This is a genomic window from Mesorhizobium sp. M0514, from assembly GCF_040321145.1.
Taxonomy (GTDB): Bacteria; Pseudomonadota; Alphaproteobacteria; order Rhizobiales; family Rhizobiaceae; genus Mesorhizobium.
Genome location: NZ_JAMYQZ010000004.1, coordinates 103,258 through 124,357 on the forward strand (window position 1 = coordinate 103,258; position 21,100 = coordinate 124,357).

21 protein-coding genes are annotated in these 21,100 nt (G+C 63.9%); 12 read left to right on the top strand and 9 right to left on the bottom strand.

The window, feature by feature from the left end; translation table 11 throughout:
- The first annotated feature begins 68 nt into the window (after positions 1–68).
- The 6 genes from NKI61_RS03175 (at position 69) to pmtA (ending at position 6,906) form a co-directional block, all read left to right on the top strand.
- Positions 69–1,238 (top strand): AI-2E family transporter, encoded by a 1,170-nt coding sequence (locus NKI61_RS03175; RefSeq protein WP_352838826.1) that lies wholly within the window; start codon positions 69–71, stop codon positions 1,236–1,238.
- Between the two features lie 82 nt (positions 1,239–1,320).
- A complete protein-coding gene (locus tag NKI61_RS03180) occupies positions 1,321–1,524 on the top strand; it encodes a hypothetical protein (protein WP_352838827.1) in 204 nt (67 codons plus the stop codon).
- 22 nt (positions 1,525–1,546) lie between these two features.
- Complete coding sequence (locus tag NKI61_RS03185; RefSeq protein WP_023673201.1) at positions 1,547–2,545, top strand: LLM class flavin-dependent oxidoreductase; 999 nt, start codon at positions 1,547–1,549, stop codon at positions 2,543–2,545.
- A 371-nt stretch (positions 2,546–2,916) separates the two neighbouring features.
- Positions 2,917–4,833, top strand: coding sequence for a molecular chaperone DnaK (dnaK, locus tag NKI61_RS03190; protein WP_023673200.1), 1,917 nt, complete (start codon positions 2,917–2,919; stop codon positions 4,831–4,833).
- 219 nt (positions 4,834–5,052) lie between these two features.
- Positions 5,053–6,183: a molecular chaperone DnaJ gene (gene dnaJ / locus NKI61_RS03195; RefSeq protein ID WP_023681322.1), complete on the top strand. Its 1,131-nt coding sequence runs from the start codon at positions 5,053–5,055 to the stop codon at positions 6,181–6,183.
- A gap of 117 nt (positions 6,184–6,300) precedes the next feature.
- A complete protein-coding gene (pmtA, locus tag NKI61_RS03200; RefSeq protein ID WP_023725310.1) occupies positions 6,301–6,906 on the top strand; it encodes a phospholipid N-methyltransferase PmtA in 606 nt (201 codons plus the stop codon).
- Between the two features lie 95 nt (positions 6,907–7,001).
- Here the strand turns inward: pmtA and NKI61_RS03205 are convergent, their stop codons facing one another.
- Positions 7,002–7,901: a LysR family transcriptional regulator gene (locus tag NKI61_RS03205; protein ID WP_023744888.1), complete on the bottom strand. Its 900-nt coding sequence runs from the start codon at positions 7,899–7,901 to the stop codon at positions 7,002–7,004.
- A 131-nt stretch (positions 7,902–8,032) separates the two neighbouring features.
- Here NKI61_RS03205 and NKI61_RS03210 point away from each other — a divergent pair, with 131 nt between their 5' ends.
- The 4 genes from NKI61_RS03210 (at position 8,033) to NKI61_RS03225 (ending at position 10,372) form a co-directional block, all read left to right on the top strand.
- Entirely contained in the window at positions 8,033–8,644 is a 612-nt protein-coding gene (locus NKI61_RS03210) for a LysE family translocator (protein ID WP_352510681.1), read from the top strand.
- A 120-nt stretch (positions 8,645–8,764) separates the two neighbouring features.
- Complete coding sequence (locus NKI61_RS03215) at positions 8,765–9,361, top strand: NADPH-dependent FMN reductase (protein ID WP_023673195.1); 597 nt, start codon at positions 8,765–8,767, stop codon at positions 9,359–9,361.
- Entirely contained in the window at positions 9,358–10,071 is a 714-nt protein-coding gene (gene pyrF / locus NKI61_RS03220; RefSeq protein ID WP_023755354.1) for an orotidine-5'-phosphate decarboxylase, read from the top strand. The genes NKI61_RS03215 and pyrF overlap by 4 nt, the downstream gene beginning before the upstream one ends.
- A 13-nt stretch (positions 10,072–10,084) precedes the next feature.
- A complete protein-coding gene (locus NKI61_RS03225) occupies positions 10,085–10,372 on the top strand; it encodes a DUF1330 domain-containing protein (RefSeq protein ID WP_023681317.1) in 288 nt (95 codons plus the stop codon).
- Between the two features lie 18 nt (positions 10,373–10,390).
- Here the strand turns inward: NKI61_RS03225 and NKI61_RS03230 are convergent, their stop codons facing one another.
- From NKI61_RS03230 to NKI61_RS03265, 8 genes are all read right to left on the bottom strand, one after another.
- A complete protein-coding gene (locus tag NKI61_RS03230) occupies positions 10,391–11,644 on the bottom strand; it encodes a low temperature requirement protein A (RefSeq protein WP_352745409.1) in 1,254 nt (417 codons plus the stop codon).
- A 90-nt stretch (positions 11,645–11,734) separates the two neighbouring features.
- Positions 11,735–12,796, bottom strand: a complete 1,062-nt coding sequence (locus NKI61_RS03235) for a D-alanine--D-alanine ligase family protein (protein WP_352745412.1) — start codon at positions 12,794–12,796, stop codon at positions 11,735–11,737.
- Positions 12,797–12,891: 95 nt separating this feature from the next.
- A complete protein-coding gene (locus NKI61_RS03240) occupies positions 12,892–13,767 on the bottom strand; it encodes an SMP-30/gluconolactonase/LRE family protein (protein ID WP_460222831.1) in 876 nt (291 codons plus the stop codon).
- Positions 13,767–14,408, bottom strand: a complete 642-nt coding sequence (locus tag NKI61_RS03245) for a 2-dehydro-3-deoxy-6-phosphogalactonate aldolase (protein ID WP_023681313.1) — start codon at positions 14,406–14,408, stop codon at positions 13,767–13,769. The genes NKI61_RS03240 and NKI61_RS03245 overlap by 1 nt, the downstream gene beginning before the upstream one ends.
- Positions 14,409–14,430: 22 nt before the next feature.
- Complete coding sequence (locus NKI61_RS03250) at positions 14,431–15,375, bottom strand: 2-dehydro-3-deoxygalactonokinase (RefSeq protein WP_023681312.1); 945 nt, start codon at positions 15,373–15,375, stop codon at positions 14,431–14,433.
- 5 nt (positions 15,376–15,380) lie between these two features.
- On the bottom strand, positions 15,381–16,148 hold the full coding sequence (locus NKI61_RS03255; protein ID WP_352838828.1) for an SDR family NAD(P)-dependent oxidoreductase: 768 nt from the start codon (positions 16,146–16,148) through the stop codon (positions 15,381–15,383).
- Between the two features lie 169 nt (positions 16,149–16,317).
- Positions 16,318–17,667 (bottom strand): putative bifunctional diguanylate cyclase/phosphodiesterase, encoded by a 1,350-nt coding sequence (locus tag NKI61_RS03260; RefSeq protein ID WP_023681311.1) that lies wholly within the window; start codon positions 17,665–17,667, stop codon positions 16,318–16,320.
- 100 nt (positions 17,668–17,767) lie between these two features.
- Positions 17,768–19,567, bottom strand: coding sequence for a GtrA family protein (locus NKI61_RS03265; RefSeq protein WP_352838829.1), 1,800 nt, complete (start codon positions 19,565–19,567; stop codon positions 17,768–17,770).
- Positions 19,568–19,691: 124 nt separating this feature from the next.
- Here NKI61_RS03265 and NKI61_RS03270 point away from each other — a divergent pair, with 124 nt between their 5' ends.
- Together NKI61_RS03270 and NKI61_RS03275 are read left to right on the top strand one after the other, a co-directional pair.
- The gene (locus NKI61_RS03270; RefSeq protein ID WP_023710382.1) at positions 19,692–20,696 is read left to right on the top strand and encodes a glycosyltransferase; all 1,005 of its coding nucleotides are present in this window, start codon (positions 19,692–19,694) and stop codon (positions 20,694–20,696) included.
- A gap of 4 nt (positions 20,697–20,700) precedes the next feature.
- Complete coding sequence (locus NKI61_RS03275; RefSeq protein WP_352838830.1) at positions 20,701–21,075, top strand: GtrA family protein; 375 nt, start codon at positions 20,701–20,703, stop codon at positions 21,073–21,075.
- The last annotated feature ends 25 nt before the right edge of the window (positions 21,076–21,100 follow it).

The window sequence follows — 21,100 nt, forward strand, 5'->3', positions numbered from 1 at the left end:
CCTTGGGCTTGCAGAGGCGTTTCCGTCAGGGGAATGCACCAATTGCGGTGCGCCGCTGAGGGAAAATCATGAAAGCCGAACCCGCCGCTTTGGGTGCTGGCCTTGCCGAGACCGAAGAGGCGAGAGTTGTGGCGCGTGCCGACACGCATCTGATGCGTTCGCTGCTCATCGGGATCTTCCTGTTCATGGCCATCTACGCGCTGTATTTTGCGCGTGCTTTCTTCATGCCGGTCATTCTCGCCTTCCTGCTGACGCTGACGCTGACACCGATCGTGCGCTTCCTGCGCAAGCGCGGCATTCCGGAAGTGATTTCGGCGACAATGTTGGTCGTGCTGTCGATCTGCCTCTTCGGCGTTGCCGGGTATCTGCTCAGCGGCCCGGTCATCGATCTTCTCAACAACACCTCGTCGATCGGCCAACAACTCACCGAGCGGCTGGCGCAATTGCGGCGTCCGCTCGAGAGGATCATGCAGATCTCGCATCAGATCGAACAGATGACGGAGACCTCGCAGGAGCCGGGCATCCAGAAGGTGGCGATGGCACAGTCCGGCGTCCTGTCGGCCGCCGCCAGCAACGTCCTGTCGGCGGGGACAAGCCTGACCATCATCTTTGTGCTGTCGCTGTTCCTGCTGGCGTCGGGCACGATGTTCTATGAGAAGATCATCCAGTCCTTCGCCAGCCTCAGCGAGAAGAAGCGGGCCTTGCGCGTCGTCTATGACGTCGAGCGCGAAATCTCGCATTATCTGCTCACCGTCACCGTCATCAATGCCGGTCTCGGCGCGGTTATCGGCCTTGGCCTGTGGGCGCTCGGCATGCCCAACCCGCTGGTCTGGGGAACGATGGCGGCGCTGCTCAACTTCCTGCCCTATGTCGGCGCGCTGATTACCATCGTGCTGGTCAGCGTCATTGCGATGATCAGCTTCGACTCGATTACCTACGCCCTCTTGGCGCCGGGCTTCGTGCTTTTGTGCGACATCGTCGAAGGCCAGTTCGTTACGCCGATGGTTGTCGGCCGACGCCTCGAGATCAACGCCGTGGCGATCTTCATCGCCATCGCCTTCTGGTCCTGGCTTTGGGGCTTTGTCGGCGCGCTGATGGCGGTGCCGCTGCTGGTCGTCGTCAAAGTGTTCTGCGATCATTTCGATGGCCTCAGCCATGTCGGCAATTTTCTCGCCGCACAGCAGACGGCCGTGGTGGAGGAGGAAGCGGCCGAAGAGAACGGCAAGGCCGCGGCATAAGCTTGCCGCGCCCGTCCATCATCTCGCATTTGTTGTCTTCAGGCGGAGTGCCTATATCGAGCCGGTCAAGCCGGACCCTGCGATGAACGATGCCTCCTTCGACCTCGATTCCTATTTCGACCGCATTGGCTATCGCGGTCCGATCGATGCGTCGCTCTACAAGCTGAGCGCGCTGCATCGCCAGCATCCGCAGGCGATCCCGTTCGAGAATCTGGACCCGTTGCTTGGCGCCAGCTCGACATCGTCATTCCCGACCGCGCCTTCGAAACCAGGGTCAGGCAGTTGAACATCGTAAAGGCTTGAGGCCCATGACCGCACTTTCCGTTCTCGACCTGTCGCCGATCGTCGAAGGCAGCGACGCCTCGCAATCGCTGGCAAATTCGCTCGACCTGGCCCGCCATGCCGAGCGGCTCGGCTACAGGCGCTACTGGCTGGCCGAGCACCACAACATGCCGGGCATCGCCAGCGCGGCGACCGCCGTGGTCATCGCCCATGTCGCCGGCGGCACCAAGACCATCCGCGTCGGCGCCGGTGGCATCATGCTGCCCAACCATGCGCCGCTGGTGATTGCCGAGCAGTTCGGCACGCTGGCGGCACTGCACCCCGGCCGCATCGACCTCGGCCTCGGCCGCGCGCCCGGCACCGATATGGGAACAGCGCGCGCGCTGCGCCGCAATCTCGAGGCGTCAGACAATTTCCCCCAGGACGTCGTCGAGCTGATGGGCTATTTCCAGCCGGCCGCGGAAGGCCAGCGTATCCACGCCGTGCCCGGCGAAGGCCAGAAGGTGCCGGTCTGGATCCTCGGTTCCAGCCTCTATGGCGCGCAGCTCGCCGCCATGCTCGGCCTGCCCTATGCGTTTGCCTCGCATTTCGCGCCGGCCGAACTCGACCATGCGCTGGAGATCTACCGTTCGCGCTTCCAGCCTTCGGAACAGCTGGACAAGCCCTATGTCATGCTCGGCCTCAACGTTTTCGCCGCACCGACCGATGGAGAGGCCAAACTGCTGTTCACCTCGTTGCAGCAGGCCTTCGTCAATCTGCGCACGGGGCGGGCCGGCCGCCTGCCGCCGCCGGTCGAGGGCTATGACCAGACGCTCGAGCCGATGGCAAAAACCATGATTTCGCAGGCGCTGTCCTGCGCCGTCGTCGGCTCTCCCGAAACCGTCCGGCAAGGCATAGACGCGTTCGTGCGCCGCACCGGCGCAGACGAGCTGATGGTGACCGCGCAGATCTTCGACCATGCGGCACGCGTGCGCTCGTTCGAAATCCTGGCCGAGGCGCATAAATCGCTGTCGCAGGCCGCGTGACGCTTTTGCCTGTGTCTGCTGTGGGCAGGCGCCTTCCTCAGCCAGGAGCCGCCTCTCTCACGCATAGGTGACGTTTTCTTGTGGTTTCGAAGCCCTGACTGGGCGCTTCGCCGGGGGATCGCGCAGATCCTGGGGTTTTGAGCGCGGTTTGAGCACATCCGGGCCGCCGGGCGGCTGTTCAAAGGCGCCAAGCGCGGCGCGGTGGATGCCATGCGCAGAATGCTTGCGCCCGATGCCGCCTGTTCTTATATACGCGCCAAGCCGCCCAGTGCCGGAATGCCGGTTGCCGGAGCGGAATTTCTTGTGAACAGGGGCTTTCGTCGGAACGCCTTACGGGTCCTGAGAGCCTGCTTAGCGGAGAGACTAGAAAAATGGCAAAAGTAATCGGTATCGATCTCGGCACCACCAACTCCTGCATCGCCATCATGGATGGCAAGGAGCCCAAGGTCATTGAAAATGCGGAAGGCGCGCGCACGACGCCTTCCATCGTCGCCATCTCGGGCGACGGCGAACGTCTCGTCGGCCAGCCGGCCAAGCGCCAGGCGGTCACCAATCCTGAAAACACCATCTTCGCGGTCAAGCGCCTGATCGGCCGCCGCTATGACGACCCGGTGACGGAGAAGGACAAGAAACTTGTCCCCTACAAGATCGTCAAGGGCGACAATGGCGATGCCTGGGTCGAGGCCGGCGGCAAGAAGCAGTCGCCCAGCCAGATCTCGGCCATGATCCTGCAGAAGATGAAGGAAACGGCGGAGGCCTATCTCGGCGAGAAGGTCGAGAAGGCGGTCATCACCGTTCCGGCCTATTTCAACGACGCCCAGCGCCAGGCCACCAAGGACGCCGGCAAGATCGCCGGCCTTGAGGTGCTGCGCATCATCAACGAGCCGACGGCTGCGGCACTTGCCTACGGCCTCGACAAGAAGGATGGCAAGACCATTGCCGTCTATGACCTTGGCGGCGGCACGTTCGACATTTCGGTGCTCGAAATCGGCGACGGCGTGTTCGAAGTGAAGTCGACCAATGGTGACACCTTCCTCGGCGGCGAGGATTTCGACATGCGTCTCGTCGAATATTTGGCGGCCGAGTTCAAGAAGGAACAGGGCATCGACCTGAAGAACGACAAGCTTGCGCTGCAGCGCCTCAAGGAGGCGGCTGAAAAGGCCAAAATCGAGCTGTCGTCGACGACGCAGACCGAAATCAACCTGCCCTTCATCACCGCCGACGCGACCGGCCCCAAGCACCTGACGCTGAAGCTGACCCGCGCCAAGTTCGAGCAGCTGGTCGACGATCTCGTCCAGCGCACCATCGAGCCCTGCAAGGCGGCGCTCAAGGATGCCGGGCTGAAGGCTGGCGAGATCGACGAAGTGGTCCTGGTCGGCGGCATGACCCGCATGCCCAAGATCCAGGAGATCGTAAAGCAGTTCTTCGGCAAGGAGCCGCACAAGGGCGTCAACCCGGATGAAGTCGTCGCTTTGGGCGCCGCCATCCAGGCCGGCGTGCTGCAGGGCGACGTGAAGGACGTGCTGCTGCTCGACGTGACGCCGCTGTCGCTCGGCATCGAGACGCTGGGTGGCGTGTTCACCCGCCTGATCGAACGCAACACGACCATCCCGACCAAGAAGAGCCAGGTGTTCTCGACCGCTGAAGACAGTCAGTCGGCCGTGACCATCCGCGTCTTCCAGGGCGAGCGTGAAATGGCTGCCGACAACAAGGCGCTCGGCCAGTTCGACCTGGTCGGCATTCCGCCGGCGCCGCGCGGCGTGCCGCAGATCGAGGTCACTTTCGACATCGACGCCAACGGCATCGTCAACGTTTCGGCCAAGGACAAGGGCACCGGCAAGGAGCACCAGATCCGCATCCAGGCCTCTGGTGGCCTTTCGGACGCCGACATCGAGAAGATGGTCAAGGACGCCGAAGCCAATGCCGAGACCGACAAGCAGCGGCGTGCTTTGGTCGAGGCCCGCAACCAGGCCGAGGCGCTGGTGCACTCCTCCGAGAAGTCGCTGAAGGAATATGGCGACAAGGTTTCGGAAACCGAGCGCACGGCGATATCGGAGGCTATCACGGCGCTGAAGGCTGCTGCCGAAGGCGACGATGCCGCCGACATCGAGGCCAAGTCGCAGACGCTTGCCGAAGCATCCATGAAGCTCGGCCAGGCCATGTACGAAGCTTCGCAGAAGGAAGCGGCGGAAGCCGACGCCAAGGCGGACGCGGCCAAGGATAGCGACGTGGTCGACGCCGATTTCGAGGAAATCGACGAAAACGACGAGAAGAAGAAGTCGGCCTGACCGGTTGACGGCAAATAAAGCGGAAAGCCCGGCGCAAAGCCGGGCTTTTTTGCAACCCTCGCTGAAAAAGTGCGGGCCTCGCCGAAAAAGTCACTGAAAAACACAGGCACAAGCGCGCCGGCCCTAGCATCCGGGCATCACCGCTCCTAAATCGAGACAACGTGCCGGCAAACGACGCAACATGCATCAAGACGTTGAGCATCCGGACTGCGGGAAAAGATGAAAGCTGATTTCTACGAGACGCTGGGCGTGCAAAAGGGCGCCGACGAGAAGGAGCTCAAGAGCGCTTTCCGCAAGCTGGCCATGCAGTTCCATCCCGACCGCAATCCCGGCGATCACTCCTGCGAGCACAAGTTCAAGGAAATCAACGAAGCCTACGAAACGCTGAAGGACCCGCAGAAGCGCGCGGCCTATGACCGTTTCGGTCACGCCGCCTTCGAGCAGGGCGGCATGAATGGCGGCGCGCAAGGTTTTGGCGCCGGCGGCTTCGCCGACATTTTCGAAGATATTTTCGGCGACATGATGGGCGGGCGCCAGCGCCGCTCGTCGGGCGGCCGCGAACGCGGCGCCGATTTGCGCTACAATATGGAAATCACGCTGGAAGAAGCGTTTGCCGGCAAGACCGCGCAAATCCGCGTGCCGGCCTCGATCTCATGCACGGAATGCTCCGGGACAGGCGCCAAGCCCGGCACCCAGCCGGTGACCTGCTCGATGTGCCATGGCCACGGCAAGGTACGAGCGACGCAAGGCTTCTTCTCGATCGAGCGTACCTGCCCGCAATGCCAAGGCCGCGGCCAGACGATCAAGGACCCGTGCCCGAAATGCGCCGGCCAGGGCCGCGTCACCGAGGAACGCTCGCTGTCGGTCAATATCCCGGCCGGCATCGAGGACGGCACCCGCATCCGGCTTGCCAATGAGGGCGAGGCGGGCCTGCGCGGCGGCCCATCGGGCGACCTCTATATTTTCCTGGCCGTGAAGCCGCATGAATTCTTCCAGCGCGACGGCGCCGATCTCTACTGCAAGGTGCCGATATCGATGACGACGGCCGCCCTTGGCGGCTCGTTCGAGGTGACGACGCTGGACGGCAGTCAGACCAAGGTGAAAGTGACCGAAGGCACGCAGAACGGCCGCCAGTTCCGCCTCAAGGGCAAGGGCATGCCGGTGCTGCGTCAGCCCAATGTCGGCGACCTCTATATCCAGACCGCGGTCGAAACGCCGCAAAACCTGTCGCGCCGCCAGCGCGAGCTGCTGGAAGAGTTCGAGCAGCTGTCGTCGAAGGACAATTCGCCCCAGTCGAGCGGCTTTTTCGCCCGCATGAAGGACTTTTTCGAATCCTTCGGCGAGCACTGAACCCAAACCAAGGCCGCCACGCTTCCCGAACGTCATCAACATCTTATGCCAGATCGCGCCTTGCCTTGGACCTGTTAGCTGCTAAGTAGCGTTCGGGGAGTGTTGAGGAGAACTTGCATGGCACGTGGTCCGGGATTGCGGAAGGCGCTGGCGGAAAAGTTCGACGACGAACTCAAATTCTTCAAAGGCTGGATCGACAAGCCGAAGTCGGTCGGTTCGATCGTGCCGACAAGCTCCGTCACCGCCCGCAAGATGGCTTCCATCGTCAATCCGAAGTCTGGCCTGCCGGTGCTTGAAGTCGGCCCCGGCACAGGCGTCATCACGCGTGCAATCCTCGCCCAGGGCGTTAAGCCCGAAAACCTCTACGCGGTCGAATATTCCACCGATTTCGTGCGCCATCTGCGCCAGCTCTATCCCGGCGTCAACGTCATCGAGGGTGATGCCTTCAATCTCAACGCCACGCTTGGGGAGAAGAGCGGGATGATTTTCGATTCCGTCGTCTCCGGCGTGCCGCTGCTCAATTTTCCGGTCGCACAGCGGATCGCCTATATTGAAAGCCTGTTAGACCGCATCCCGGTTGGACGGCCGATCGTGCAGCTGACCTATGGGCCGTTGTCGCCGATCCCGCCCGGCCGCGGCAATTACACGGTCAAGCATTTCGACTTCATCTTCCGCAACATCCCGCCGACGCAGCTGTGGATCTACCGGCGCGAAGCGCATTAGCTGGTATTGGGGGCGGGAGAAGTCTCTGGCGCCTTGTAAAGGATCGACGTCTCCCGAAGGAAGCTCGATTGAGGGTCGATCCACATCCTTGACTGTTATCCGCCTCGCAAACTCGTGGCGACCTCTCTGATCGCCGCGCACATGGCCCGCACGGCCGTTGCTTCGGCGCTGCTGGAGAACAGAAGCAGCAGAGGCCGACGCGCACGCGGCTCAAGAGGACGCCTCGCGACGGTTCGCTGCCAATCGGCCGGAAACGCCAGGCCTGGCGCAATCGACAAACCGCGCCCGGCCCCAACCAGAGCAAGCAGCGCCGCCATATCGCTCGCCGACAGGATGACAACTGGCGCAACGCCAAAATCCTGGAACAATTCGGCAAGCATTGGTCCGCAGCCGCCGCTCGACATAATGAATGGCTGGCCGTCGAGAGCGCGGATTGGAAATGACCCGCCTTGGACTGAGTTCTTTTGCGATGACGCCACAAAGAGTTCGTCGTCGACAAGTTCCTCGGCTTGGCAATTGCCGGCGATGTAGGACAGTCCAATATCGGCGGCACCGCGATCGACCCACTCCGCCACCTCGGTATCCGTGCCCAAGAGCAGTTCGACAGCAAGCTCCGGGTGCCGGACGGAAGTAATGTTCAACGCATATGGAGCAATCTTTACCGAGGCGCTGCTGACCAGCGCGAGCCGTACTCTGCCTTTGATGGAGTGTTCCCGTAGGCCGACAAGACGGCCTAAAGCATGCAAAGCGGCGCGCGCCGCGTCCAAAGCCGCCTCGCCGGTTGCGGTGAAAGCGACACCGCGCCGATCACGTATGACGAGGGGCGCGCCAACGATCTCCTCCAGCGCCTTCATTGCATGGCTTATGGCCGATTGAGAAAGACAGAGCCGCTCGGCGGTTTTGGTGAAGCTGCGCGTCTCGCTGAGCGATGTCAGGACGCGCACCATCGTGATGTTGATATTAGCTTTGTTCATGGCTGCCGAAATATCTTTCATTTCGCTCATATTAAAGAGCGCTGTAGGTTTTGTGAAGGTGAGGGAAACGACCCTCGAAATCGGCGAGCGGCTTTCCTGGCCTCTCCGGCATGCAGGCGTGCGGTACGACGAGACTGAAACTGGAGTATCGCATGAGCTACCTTCCGCAATTCCTGACCCTTGCTTCGGTCTTCCTGCTCGGCGCCATGAGCCCAGGACCCGATTTTGTAGCCGTGACTTCCCATGCGCTGATCAGCCGTCGCGCGGGGTTCCATGTGGCGCTTGGCATTGCCGCAGCGATCATGGTGTGGGCGGCTCTCGCGATGTGTGGCCTGGGCCTCGTACTGACGCAGATTGCATGGGCTCACCTTGCCGTCCGGATCGCCGGTGCCGTGTATCTCGGTTACCTGGGCAGCAAGATCCTTTTGTCGGCTTGGCAGGCGCGGCCACCGCTGGCCGTCAGTGGCGCAGAGACCACGGCTCCTTGGCGAAGCGGATTCGTTGTCGGAATTACAAATCCGAAGACGGCCGCGTTCTTCGCGAGCCTGTTCATATCGGTATTGCCGATGCAGGCTCCGATCTGGGTCCAGGCAGTGTCGCTGGCCATAATCGGGCTGGTCGCGATGGCGTGGTTTGGGCTTGTCGCGCTAATGTTCTCCACAAGAAGGGTTCGGTCGGTATATGGCAGCGTCCGCAGGCCGATAGATGCCTTGCTCGGAGTTGCACTCATCGCGCTGAGTGCAAGAATTGCGGTCACCCACTAGCAATAGCCCAGCTGCTCGGCACACCTTCGCGCGCCTGCCCCCCGATCGTTTCCGTTTTTTGAGCCAGTGCGTTGATTTGCGCAGCCTCTGGCTGTACCTGTCCGGGAACAAGAGTGGCCAATGGCTGTGATCGCGAAAATCCTCGTCTTCGCCGGCTCGGTGCGCAGCGGCGCCTTCAGCGGCAGGACCGCCGATGTGGCGCAGAAGGAGCTGGCCATGCAAGGCGCCGAGGTGACGCGCATTTCGCTGGCCGACTATCCGCTGCCGATCATCGACGAGGACCTCGAAAAGGAAAAAGGCGTTCCCGACAACGCCGTGAAGCTCGGCCGGCTGATCGCCGCCCATGACGGGCTACTGATCGCGACGCCGGAATATAATGGCTCGATCCCGCCACTGCTCAAGAACACGATCGACTGGGTAAGCCGGGTGCGCCTCGATGGCGGCTGGCCGGTGAGGCCGCTTGTCGGCAAGGTCGCCGGCCTGTGCTCGTCTTCCAACGGACATTTCGCCGGGATCCGCTGCATCAACCATCTGCGCGCCGTGCTGGTGCGCTGCCAGTTGGAGATGGTGACGCCGGAATGCTCGGTATCCGATGGCGGCAGTGCCTTCGACGGCGACGGCAATTTCAGGGATGAGAGACTGACCAAATCGATGGAGCACCTATGCCGCACGCTGATCGAAACCTCGCGCATGCTATCGACCCGGACCGGGGCATGATTTCCACAGCCATGCAGGCCCATACCATGAGAGAAAGGCTGATCGTCGGCCTCGACGTGCCGACGGTGAAAGAGGCCGAACAGGCGGTGCAGGAGCTCGACGGCGTCGTCTCCTTCTACAAGATCGGCTATCAGCTGGCCTTCGCCGGCGGGCTCGACTTCGCCAGGGAGTTGGCCAGCGGCGGCACGAAAATCTTCCTCGACATGAAGCTGCTCGACATCGACCACACGGTGGCGAAGGGTGTCGAGAACATCGTGCGCATGGGCATGACCATGCTGACCATCCACGCCTATCCCAAGGCGATGCGAGCCGCGGTGGAGGCCGCCAGGGGCAGCGACCTCTGCCTGCTGGCGGTCAGCGTGCTGACCTCGATGGACGAGCAGGACGTGATCGACGCCGGCTATGAATACGACCCTCACACGCTGGTGCTGAGACGCGCCGAACAGGCGTTGCATGCCGGCATGGGCGGCGTCGTCTGCTCGGCCGAGGAGGCGGAAGCGGTGCGCCGCATCGTCGGACCCGACCTGGCGGTGGTGACACCGGGGATACGGCCCAAGGGCAGCGACCATGGCGACCAGAAACGCGTGGTGACGCCCGGCCAGGCGATCCGCAACGGCTCCAGCCATCTTGTTGTGGGCCGGCCAATCGTGGCGGCAAGCGACAGGCGCGCGGCGGCGGAAGCCATACTGGAAGAGATGCGCGCCGCGTAACGAGGAGAAGAAAATGCCCAAGGGATACTGGATAGCCCGCGTCGATGTGCGCGACGCCGAAGGCTACAAGGACTATGTCGCTGCCGCCAAGCTCGCTTTCGACCGTTTCGACGTGAAGTTCCTTGCCCGTGGCGGTGAGCATGAAAAGGCCGAGGGGCCTGGCCGCGCCCGCAATGTCATTATCGAGTTCGAATCGCTCAGCGCGGCGCACGATTGCTACCACTCGCCGGAGTACCAGCGCGCCGTCGCCATCCGTCAGAAAGTAGCCGATGGCGAGATCGTGCTGGTCGAGGGTATCTGACGCGCGAAGCTGCTCTGCTCAGTGCGGCGCTTCCTCCTGCGCCAGCACCTCCAGTTGATGGCGGTGCCCCGACAGCTCATAGCCGACAACGGTGACGGCCGGCGCTAGCGTGAGTAAGATGAGGCAGACCGCCATGTCGACGCCGGCAAGGGCGGCGATGATGGCAAGTGCGACGACCGCAGCCGTTCCCGCCAGCAGCCAGACATGGAGGGGATCGAAGCGCTGGACGAGATAATAATACAGCGCGTAGATCGCCCCCAGGAACACGCCTAGCGGAATGGCGACCGAGAGCAGGGTCGCTACCGGGCCGATATGGGCCTTGTGCTCGATGAAATAGGCCGCGACATGCAGCCCGGCGCCGGTGGCGACGATGGCCGCCACGATCAGCATCTGGCCATAGCCCCAGACAAAAGAGCGATTGCGGTGCTGGTGCAGCACCGTCCCCGAGGGCAGCATGTAATAGACCCACCACATGCCGAAGGTGAGACCCATTCCGGCAATGCCGATCAAGGCGGCATCGAGGTTCCAGCCCTGCTCCTCGACCACGGCCGACAGCGTCGCCAGCGTGCCGACCACCCCTTCGCCCAGCGCGATGATGGCGAAGAGGCTGTAGCGCTCGGCGACGTGATGCGCGTGCCAGGGCGTGCCGCCATCCCGGCGTTCGGCGATGACCGGTCCGGCAAGCTCGATGAGAAGCAGGACCGCGCCGAAAGCCAGGCTCGTCGCCAGCGAGAAATCGACCAGGATCTGCACCACCCAGCCGATCTGGGCGATCGCGATGGCGATGGCATAGGTGAGACAGGCACGCCGCCGCCCAGGGTCCTGCCGCGCCGCGCGCAGCCATTGGAAGATCATGGCGACGCGCATGATGACGTAGCCCAGCACCATCACCGAATTGTTGAGGTGTTCGCCATGCTCGATCGAGGCGAACATGCGCGGCAGGCCGATGGCCAGCACCAGCACGCCGATCATCTGCACCATGGTGACGAGGCGGAAGATCCAATCGTCGGTGTCATAGGCGGAGGAAAACCAGGAGAAATTGATCCACGCCCAGCAGATCGCGAAGCTGGCAAAGCCGAAGCCGATCAGCGCCGCCGCGTAGTGGCCCTCGGCCAAGGCATGCGCCAGTTGCGACGAGGCAAGGCTGAAGACGGTGACGAAGGTCAGATCGAACAGCAGCTCGAGCGGCGTGGCGACGCGATGCGCCTCATGCGGATCGCGCCCGGCCATGCGCCTGATGTGATGGTGGAGGGAGCTTGCTGGTGTGCTCATCGCGCGGCCTTGCCTGAGGACTGTCCCGCGACACTAAAGGTGGAGCAAAAGCCGTCAAGGCGCGGTAGGTCGCGCTGGTCCCTCGACCGTTCAGATCGCCTGTCGGTTCAGTCGGTTCGCCGCCGTCTCGGCAACCGCATCGGCCAGCGTCATGCCCCATTGCATCAGGCAATAGGCGCGGAAATCGAAGCAGGGCAGGCCGGGACAGACCTCGAACTCGATGAGGTGGACATGATCGGTGGCCTCGACCCTGAAATCGATGGAAAACACGTCGCGCAGGCCAAGTCCGCTGACCAGCCGCTCGGCGATGCGGCGGATGGTTGCCGCGGCTGCCGGCTGGGTGTCGGCAACCGCCTCCAGCACCGGCTCGCTGTATAGTCCAGCCGCCTTGGCGGCCTCGCCGGTGTCGCCGTAAAGCGCCATCGAGTCCGCCATGGTCTGGAAATCGCCGCCGGAGTCGACGAACGCAATGCCGAGCGCTTCCGCCCCGGCATCCGTTTGCAGCCCAAGGAAGCTGGCGCGGACATTGCGACCGCCGACATAGGGCTGGACGACGACATCGTCGCGATAAGCGGCATAGACCCGCCGGCTAAGCTCCAGCGCATGGGCCAGGTCGTTGCAGCGTGAATCCGGCCAGATGCCTACCTTAGAGCCGAGCCGGTTCGGCTTGACGAACCAGCCGGCTTCCGAAGCTGGCGGGGCGGCCAGCCAGCGGCCGTCGCGGGCCAGGCCTGCCTGCGGCGCCGGCAGGCCGAGCGCGCAAAGCACGGCGCCGGAGCGGAACTTGTCCTGGCAAAGCGCGAACAGCGCATCGTCGGCTCCGATGGTTCTAAGCCCATTCAGCCTGGCAAGTGCGGGCGCTGCAGCACCGCGGAAATAGGCAATGCCGTCGGTCAGCGTCCAGACAAGCGTGGTTGCGGGATCGGCCTTCGCCAGCGCGCTTGACGCATCGTCGAGTGCAACCGGCATGAAGGCGAGGCCGCGCCGCCCGCAAGCGGCGGTGATTTCATCGAATTCGGGCGCGAGATCGGTCGATTGCGCCAGATAGGACGAGATTTCCAGGGCGCGCTCGGCGGGAAAGCCGTCGGCGACCAGCCGGTCGAGACAGGCCTTTTCCGGCTCATGGACGAGGATCAGGGTCGGGCGCGGCATGGATCAGGACCTTCGGTGGTGTTGTCCCACCATGGCATGGCCCCTGCTTCAGACTTGCGCGAAACCGACCGAGCCGGACGCCTGCGCGACAGCGCTCAGGCGATGACCACGCGCGGCTCGAAGCGGCCGTTGACGGGGATGTCGAGCAGGAAGGTCATGCCGGCCTGTGGGTCGAGCTTGCGCTGCTTGTCGTCCTTGCCTTTCCAGGCCGAGGTCACCGCCAGCCGACCGGCCTTGGCCCCGACAAAGGCCGGGCACGAGGACTGCCCCGCCGGCACGGCAATTTCGCGCAACAATGTGCCATCTGGCGAATAGGCCTTGACCGCCTTGCCGCCCCAGACGGCGTTCCACAGCACGCCGTCGCGATCAACGACCGAGCCGTCGACAAAGCCCCTGGACGAGCGATGGTCGACGAACACTTTGGACTCGCCGATCGGCAGACCCGTTGCCGGATCGCAGGCGACGCGCATCAACAGGCCGGTCGAGGTGTCGGTGTAATAGGCAATCGAGCCGTCTTCGGAAAAACAGATCGAATTCGATACTGTGATGCCGGTGTAAAGCGTGCGCAATTCGCCCTTGAAGAACCAGTAGATGGCGCCGGCGCCCTTCTCCTCACCCTTGCCCATCGTGCCGACCCAGAAGGCGCCGCACGGATGGACGCGCGAATCGTTGGAGCGGGTCAGCGCATTGTCGGCCTCGATGGGCGTATGCAGCGTCAGCTTGCCGGTCGAGACGTCGCGGACATGCAGGCCAGTCTCGGTGGCGATGAGCTGGCGATTGTCATCGACAATGGCGATGGCGCTGGCCATCTGGCCGAGTTCATGGACTTTCCGCGCGCCGGACGTGACACCCTGCTCCAGCAGCAGGCCGTTGACAATGTCGAACCAGAACAGCGTATCGGTGGCGGGATCGTAGCTCGGCCCCTCGCCGAGCTCGCAGACATGGTCCGAGAAAACCGAAACGTTTTCCATCATGCCGCTCCGCCGAAGGCCGCATCCCAGGCCGTCACCGCCGCCCGGGCGCGCGAGGCCACCTCGTCGACGCTCATGCCGGGTTTGAACAGGCTGGAGCCAAGACCGAAAGCGGTCACCCCAGCGGCTTTGTAGCCGGCAAAGTCTTTCTCGGAAACGCCGCCGACGGCGCCGACCACGGTATCGGCCGGCAGCACGGCCCGCATCGCCGAAATGCCGCTGGGCCCGAGCACGCTTGCCGGGAAGAATTTGAGCGCCGAAGCCCCAAGCCTAATCGCCTGAAAAGCTTCGGTGGGGGTGAACACGCCTGGCATCGTCACCATGCCATGGTGCATGGCGCGGGCCATGACGTCGGCATCGATGTTGGGGCTGACCAGCAGCCGCCCGCCGGCCTTGGCCAAGGTGTCGACATCGGCTGAAGTCAGCACCGTGCCGGCGCCGACCAGCGTTGTCTTGGGCAAAGCGGTGACAATGCTGGCGATCGATGAAAACGGCTCCGGCGAATTGAGCGGCACCTCGATGGCTTCGATGCCGGCGTCAAACAGCGCCTGGCCGATGGCAACCGCCTCGCTGGGTTTGAGGCCGCGCAGAATGGCGACAAGACCACGCTTGAGCTTCGGGAAGGGGGCGGTCTGGGTCACGCTGTCACTCCACTCTGGTGAGTCATTTGGCGATCATGCCATTTTCCCGCGCTGCCTCGATAAGGCCGGCACGCACCGCCTCGTCGGCGTCGACCGTCCTGACGGCAAGCCCTGCAAGGTCTAGCGCCTGGCGGTAGAGGGCTGCTAGCGAGCCGGACGCAACCAGCACGATTGCGGTGGTGCTTTCGCCATAGCGGCGGCCCGCCGAGGCGATCTCGCCGCCGATCAGCAGGCCGGACAGGCAAGCGGCGGCATCGTCGGCCTTGAGGTTCTGCAGCAGGCCGGCGGCGCGGATCGAGAACAGCCGCGAGGTGACATCGCCGCCCTCCGCCAAAGCCTTGCGGCACCATTCCTGGAAGAACGGATTGTCCGGAGTGACCGGCTTCGGGCTCTCGCCCAGCGAATGGCGCAGGATAGAGTGAGTGGCCAGCACCGAAAACAGCTCGCCGGTCGGCCAGGTGCAGAAGCCGTCGACCGCGCCGTCTTCGACCAGAACCCATTTCGAATGGGTGCCGGGCATGCAGACGAGATGGCGACCTTTTGCCGGCAAACCGGCGCCGGCAAGCTGGGTTTCCTCGCCGCGCATTACGTCCGGCGCATCTTCCAGGCGCTGCGCCAGGCCAGGCACGATGCGGATGTCGCGGCTCTGGCCGGGAATGCGGGCGGCCCCCGCGAGGATGGCACTGAGCGGCGCCGGCACGATGACGTAAGGCGCTTCCAGCCAACCCTGGCGCGAGCCGGCCATGCCGCAGATGATGACTGGCAGTGTGTCAGGTGCGCTGAGCGCCGCCAGATGGCCCTCGAGGATGGTCGAAAAGCCTTTTTGCTGCGCGGTGATCAACCCATCATCGCCGCGACGCTCGGCAAGCACCCCGCCCGCCTCGTCGACCAGCCAGACCCGCATGCGGGTCGTGCCCCAGTCGACGGCGGCGACTGCCGGCGTGCCTGTTGCCGGATTTTGATTCACCGGGCTCACAGGAAACCCCCGTCCACGATCAACATCTGCGCCGTCAGCATACGCGAGGCGTCGGAGGCCAGGAACAGCACCGTGCCGACGATGTCGTCGGGCTGCATGACCTGCTTGATGCATTGCTTGGCGACATGGGCGGCGAGCCCCTGCTCGGTGACCCAGAGTTCCCGCTGCCGCTCGGTGATCACCCAGCCCGGCGCAATCGCATTGACGCGGATGCCGTCGACCCCAAGCTTGCCCGCGAGACCTTTGGTGAGGCCGAGTATGCCGGCCTTGGCGGCGGTGTAGGCCGGCATATCGGGGTGGTTGATGAGATAGGAGGTTGAGGTGAAGTTGATGATCGAACCGCCGCCGGCCCGCTTCATGCCCGGCGCGACCGCCTGTGCGGTGAAGAAATGCGGGCGCAGATTGACGGCGAGATTATTGTCCCAGAACTCGACGGTAACGTCGGCGACGTCGTGGCGTTCGTCCCAGGCGGCATTGTTGACCAGCACGGTGACGTCGCCATGCGCCTCAGCCGCTTTGGCGGCCGAAGCGCGCAACGCCTCGACGTCACGCAAATCGGTCTTGAGGTAGAGCGGTCGCCGGCCAAGTTCTTTTTCGACGCGGTCGGCAAGCATCGTGCTTGGGCCATCGGCGATGTCGATGAAGGCGACATGGGCGCCCTGGCGAACGAAGCCCTCGGTCAGTGCCGCACCAATTCCGGAACCGCCGCCGGTGATCAGCACCGAGGCTCCCCTGAGGTCGGCAAAATCGGCCGATGGCATCATATTTTTCTCTCCCGATCCGGTCGGCGCGCATCCTATCCAGCCAAGTCCGGGGAGCAAGGGCGAAAACGGCGATTTGTTTGGCTTATGTCAGACAAAAGGACGCAAGATGGCGGCCACAGTCGATCTTGGCTCGCACCGCTGACTTGCTCGACGCAGGCAAGACCGCCGGTCAGACTGCCTTGGCGTAGAGGGCGCCGCGATAGGAATCGCGGAGGTAGCCGAGCGTGGCGTCGGCGTCGACCGGTTTGCCGAAGAGATAGCCCTGGCCGCCGGCGCAGCCGAACTGGACGAGGCGGTCGGCCTGCGCCTCCTCCTCGATGCCTTCGGCGACGACATCCATGCCGAGCCCTTCGCACATGGCCAGAATGGCGCGGATGATGTGTTCCGACGGGCGGTCGTCGAGGATCGAGGAGACGAAGGCGCGGTCGATCTTGAGCTTGTCGAAATGGAATTCGCGCAAGCGGCCGAGCGAGGACTGGCCGGTGCCGAAATCGTCGAGCGAGACTCGGATGCCGACGCGACGCAGGTCCTCGACGATCTTCTCGGCCGAGGCCGGATCGTTCATCAGGCCGGTTTCGGTGATCTCGATCTCCAGCCGTCGCGGATCGAAGCCGGTGCGGTCGAGGATCGACAATATGTGCAGGCCGGTGTTCTGGTCGACGAGTTGCGAGGGCGACAGGTTGAAGGACAGGAACAGGTCCTTCGGCCAGCTGCGCGCCGCTTCGGTCGCCTTGCGCAGCACCAGCTGCGACAGCGGGCCGATGATGCCGCGCTCTTCGGCGATCGGGATGAACACGGTCGGCGGCACCACGCCGAGGTCGCGATCGGTCCAGCGCGCCAGCGTCTCGAAGCCGATGGTGCGGCGGGTGGTCAAATCGACGATGGGCTGGAAATGCGGTTCGACCTCACCGGCCGAGACGGCACGGCGCAGCGCCTGTTCGATGCGGGTGACGCGCTTGGCCGCCTCTTCCATTTCGCGGGTGTAGACGACGACCCGGCCACGGCCCGAACGCTTGGCGTGGTAGAGCGCCGTTTCGGCCTTGTTGACGAGGATTTCCGTGGTTTCGTCGCCGGAATAAAAGAGCGAGCAGCCGACCGAGGCCGAAAGCCTGGCGGTGCGTTCGCCGACATCGTAGGGCGCCGACAGGATTTCGATCATCATGCGCGACTTCTCGGCCGCCGCTTCCTCCGAGAACACCATCGGATACAGGAAGGCGAATTCGTCGGCGCCGATGCGGCAAACGGTGGAGTGGCTGTCCATCGAAGCGCGCAGCCGCATTGCCACCTGGATCAATATGTCGTCGCCGGCCTTGTGGCCGAACAGATCGTTGATCGGCTTGAAGCCGTCGAGGTCGAGAATGCCGACCGTGAACGGCGCGGGATCGTCTGCACGGTCGCTGATCAGGCGATCGACCTTGTCGAAGAAGCGGCGATGGTTGCCAAGCCCGGTCAGCGCATCGGTGAACGCCAGATCCGAGTTTTCCCTGCTTGCCTGCCCGGTGCCAAACGTCGTTTGCATCGGTATCCCTGTTTGTGACGCCCGAAATTTAGGCTGAGACTGGCAGCAAAGCGTTTAGGAAGCGTATCGCGAAATCGATTTTTCGCTGGCGAATGATGCTTTAGCGGACGCGGTAGAGTTCGACCGGGGTTCCGCGCGTTTCGGCCACCGGTTCGAGCCAATCGGGGACGCTTCCCTGCATCAGCCTGGCCAGGAAGCCTTGCGGCGCCTTGGCGGCAAGCATCTTGCTTTCGGCGCTGCCGCGGCAGAGCGCCATCAGGCCGACGTGGTGAGCCGCCGCGATCATCCTCGCCTGGTCCGCCGATCCGAGGAAGGCATCGAGCGCAAGCAGGTCGCCGGCGATGTTGCGATGATAGGGGCCGGCAAAGACGCGGTGCCCGGAATAGGCAAGGATGGGCGAGCCGAGATTGGAAATGGCAAGCACCGTGGTGTCCGGCAGCCGGGCCAACGCCGCGAAGGAGGCCTTGCGCTCGCAGGACGGATCGCTGTCGGTGTCCTGTGCCTCGACCGAGACCTTGCTGGCCTCGAATACGCTCGACGTCGCGGCGGCAGCGCCGGCCCAGACGGCATTCGCCGACACCAGCCAGACCGCCGCCATGCGCAGCGATACGCTGCGCGCAGGGCTGATCCTCGCCCGTTCGCGCCAGCTTGCGATCCAGGCCGACAGCGGGATGACGGCAAAGGCGATCGAGAATGTCGAGCCGCGGACCTGCCAGGCGCTGACGATGAAGGCGCCGACCAGCAAGGCGCCGACGAGGCTGTCCTGGCGGCGCCATGGTCCGCGCAGGCGAAGCGCCATCAGCGCGATCGCCACCAGCGGCGTGACATAGCGCGCCGCCAGCGACGCCGGCTCATTGACGGCAATACTGAACAGCGACTGCGCCTCGTCGATGTGATCGAGCCACAATTCCTTGAGGCGCGGATCGAGGTTTGCGTAGGGAGCCGCAAGGCATTGCGGAAACAGCGCCACGATGACGGCGCCCAGCCCAAGCGCGAGCAGGCTAAGCGAGATCAGGCGGCGGCTGGCCGTGCCATTGGACACCGTGAGCGACGTCACGGCGGCAAGCCCCAGTCCGGCGACTGCCGCCACCACGAACTGCACAGCCGAGAAGGCATCGCACTGCGGCTGGCCCATGGCCGATGGCGGGATGGTGGTGACGAAGACGAGGGCTGAAACCCCGGCAAAGCCGAGACCGAAATCCCTGGCGATCCGGCGTTCGCCGCCGGGATCGACGACGAACAGCAAAGCGATGCAGGCGCCGATGGTGGCGACATAGGGCGCGGTTTCCATGCCGACGGCCAGCGTCAGGGCCGCACACAGCCCGGAAATCAGCGCCGCCCAGCGACGCGCCGGCGCCTCGAGCAGCAGGCTGAGGCTGGCCATGGTCAGCGTCAGCTGGACATTGTGATGATCGAGCGCACCCGGCAAGAAAATGCCGATGAAATGCAGCGCCGCCGCGCCGATGACGATAGCGGGCAGCACGGCGCCGACGCCGGCGAAGCTGCGTGCCGCACGGGCTGTAAAAAACACCGCCAGGCAAAACAGCAGCGACGGCCACAGCACCTGTGCGACCACTTCGGCCATGGCCATGCTGCCGGTCAGCGCCGAGGCGGCGAGGATGATGGCGGCGAGCGGTGCGTCGACCAGCCGCGACCAGTGCATGACGAAACCGCCTTCCGGCCCCATCCTGTACTGATGCAGGTCGAACCAGCCCTGGCCGGCCAGCATGTCGCGAACCTCGACCAGCCGCAGCAGGCTGTCATTGTCGCCGCCGGCATTGCTCAATTCGCGAAAGCCCGTGGCGGCATTGACGGCCAGCACCACCAGCATGGCAAGCAGCGCCAGCGTCATATCGGACTTCCAGGAGGAAGCACCCGCCTTGGCTGCGTTCATCATCATGACCTTCGTCGGAAAGACTGCGGCCTTAAACCTAGCCTTAACAGCTTCAATAAATAGTAAAGTCGCCTGAGCGAGGCCGCATATGAGCGCGGCCGGAGGCTCCGCCGGGTGTCGGGAGACGGAAATGCCGCACGAAGTCCGCCATGAGCCGGCCATTGCCGTGCTCCTGCCTTGCTACAATGAGGAACTGACCATCGCCGAGGTGGTGCGGCGCTTTCGCGAGACGCTGCCATCGGCCGAGATCTATGTCTATGACAACAATTCCAGGGATTTGACCGCGCTCAAGGCGCGCGCAGCGGGCGCCATCGTCGTCCGCGAGCCGCGCCAGGGCAAGGGCAATGTCGTGCGGCGCATGTTCGCCGACATCGATGCGGACATCTATCTGATGGCCGATGGCGACGGCACCTATGCGCCGGAAGATGCCTCGCTGCTGATCAACATCCTGCAGACCGAGCGCTGCGACATGGTGGTTGGCACCAGGCGCGGCGTCACCGACGATGCCGGCCGTTCCGGCCATGCCTTCGGCAACCGCATCTTCAACAGCCTCTACAAGCGGCTGTTCGGCGCCGACTTCACCGACATCTTCTCCGGCTACCGCGTCTTCTCGAGGCGTTTCGTCAAGAGCTTTCCCGCGGTTTCCGGCGGCTTCGAGATCGAGACCGAAATGTCGGTGCATGCCTCGCAGCTCAAACTGCCGGTGAGCGAGATCGCGCTCGATTATGGCCGCCGGCCTGAGGGATCGTCGTCGAAGCTGTCGACCTATCGCGACGGCGCCAGGATCCTGTGGATGTTCGCCATGCTGATGAAGGAGACGCAGCCGCTGCGCTTCTTCGGCGCCTTCGCGATTTTCTTCCTGGCATCGAGCCTTGCCCTGATGACGCCGGTGCTGATCGAATTCGCCCAGACCGGCCTCGTGCCGCGCATGCCGACCTGGGTGCTGTCGGTCGGCCTGCTGCTGCTCTCGATGCTTGCGATGGTGACCGGATTGATCCTCGATTCGGTATCGCGCGGACGCGCCGAGCAGAAGCGCATTTTTTATCTCTCGGTGCCGTCAGGCCGGGTCGAACGGCGCGAACGCACTGGTGAAATCCCGAAGGCCGAACCGGGCAAGACGCCCCGGGCCGCCTGAGGCCGTGAGCCGGCTCGTCCGCTTCGTCCTGGCCGGCGGCGTTGGTTTCGTGGCCGATGCCGCGGCGCTCTGGCTGCTCTTGGCGGTGACGCCGCTCGGTCCCTTCGTCGCCCGTGTCCTGTCGATCGGCTTTGCGCTGTGCGTCACCTGGCAGATCAACCGGCACCTGACCTTTTCGCCGTCGAGCCGCGGCGTGGCGCAGGAGGGCGCGCGCTATGGCGGCGTCGGCATCGCCACCAGCATCGTCAACTATCTCATCTACTGCGCCATCCTGTTTGCGCTGCCGGCGCTGCCGCCGCTGGCCGCACTTGCCGTCGCCTCGCCGGTCGCCATGGCGCTGTCGTTCCTCGGTTACTCCCGGCTGGTCTTCGACCGTTAAAGGTCTGGGCCAAGCAAGCGCGATT

Bases quoted from the DNA above. Each gene is read 5' to 3' on its own strand.
- NKI61_RS03175 (WP_352838826.1), top strand. From the start codon at position 69: ATGAAAGCCGAACCCGCCGCTTTGGGTGCTGGCCTTGCCGAGACCGAA.
- NKI61_RS03180 (WP_352838827.1), top strand. From the start codon at position 1,321: ATGAACGATGCCTCCTTCGACCTCGATTCCTATTTCGACCGCATTGGC.
- NKI61_RS03185 (WP_023673201.1), top strand. From the start codon at position 1,547: ATGACCGCACTTTCCGTTCTCGACCTGTCGCCGATCGTCGAAGGCAGC.
- dnaK (WP_023673200.1), top strand. From the start codon at position 2,917: ATGGCAAAAGTAATCGGTATCGATCTCGGCACCACCAACTCCTGCATC.
- dnaJ (WP_023681322.1), top strand. From the start codon at position 5,053: ATGAAAGCTGATTTCTACGAGACGCTGGGCGTGCAAAAGGGCGCCGAC.
- pmtA (WP_023725310.1), top strand. From the start codon at position 6,301: ATGGCACGTGGTCCGGGATTGCGGAAGGCGCTGGCGGAAAAGTTCGAC.
- NKI61_RS03205 (WP_023744888.1), bottom strand. From the start codon at position 7,901: ATGAAAGATATTTCGGCAGCCATGAACAAAGCTAATATCAACATCACG.
- NKI61_RS03210 (WP_352510681.1), top strand. From the start codon at position 8,033: ATGAGCTACCTTCCGCAATTCCTGACCCTTGCTTCGGTCTTCCTGCTC.
- NKI61_RS03215 (WP_023673195.1), top strand. From the start codon at position 8,765: ATGGCTGTGATCGCGAAAATCCTCGTCTTCGCCGGCTCGGTGCGCAGC.
- pyrF (WP_023755354.1), top strand. From the start codon at position 9,358: ATGATTTCCACAGCCATGCAGGCCCATACCATGAGAGAAAGGCTGATC.
- NKI61_RS03225 (WP_023681317.1), top strand. From the start codon at position 10,085: ATGCCCAAGGGATACTGGATAGCCCGCGTCGATGTGCGCGACGCCGAA.
- NKI61_RS03230 (WP_352745409.1), bottom strand. From the start codon at position 11,644: ATGAGCACACCAGCAAGCTCCCTCCACCATCACATCAGGCGCATGGCC.
- NKI61_RS03235 (WP_352745412.1), bottom strand. From the start codon at position 12,796: ATGCCGCGCCCGACCCTGATCCTCGTCCATGAGCCGGAAAAGGCCTGT.
- NKI61_RS03240 (WP_460222831.1), bottom strand. From the start codon at position 13,767: ATGGAAAACGTTTCGGTTTTCTCGGACCATGTCTGCGAGCTCGGCGAG.
- NKI61_RS03255 (WP_352838828.1), bottom strand. From the start codon at position 16,148: ATGATGCCATCGGCCGATTTTGCCGACCTCAGGGGAGCCTCGGTGCTG.
- NKI61_RS03260 (WP_023681311.1), bottom strand. From the start codon at position 17,667: ATGCAAACGACGTTTGGCACCGGGCAGGCAAGCAGGGAAAACTCGGAT.
- NKI61_RS03265 (WP_352838829.1), bottom strand. From the start codon at position 19,567: ATGATGATGAACGCAGCCAAGGCGGGTGCTTCCTCCTGGAAGTCCGAT.
- NKI61_RS03270 (WP_023710382.1), top strand. From the start codon at position 19,692: ATGCCGCACGAAGTCCGCCATGAGCCGGCCATTGCCGTGCTCCTGCCT.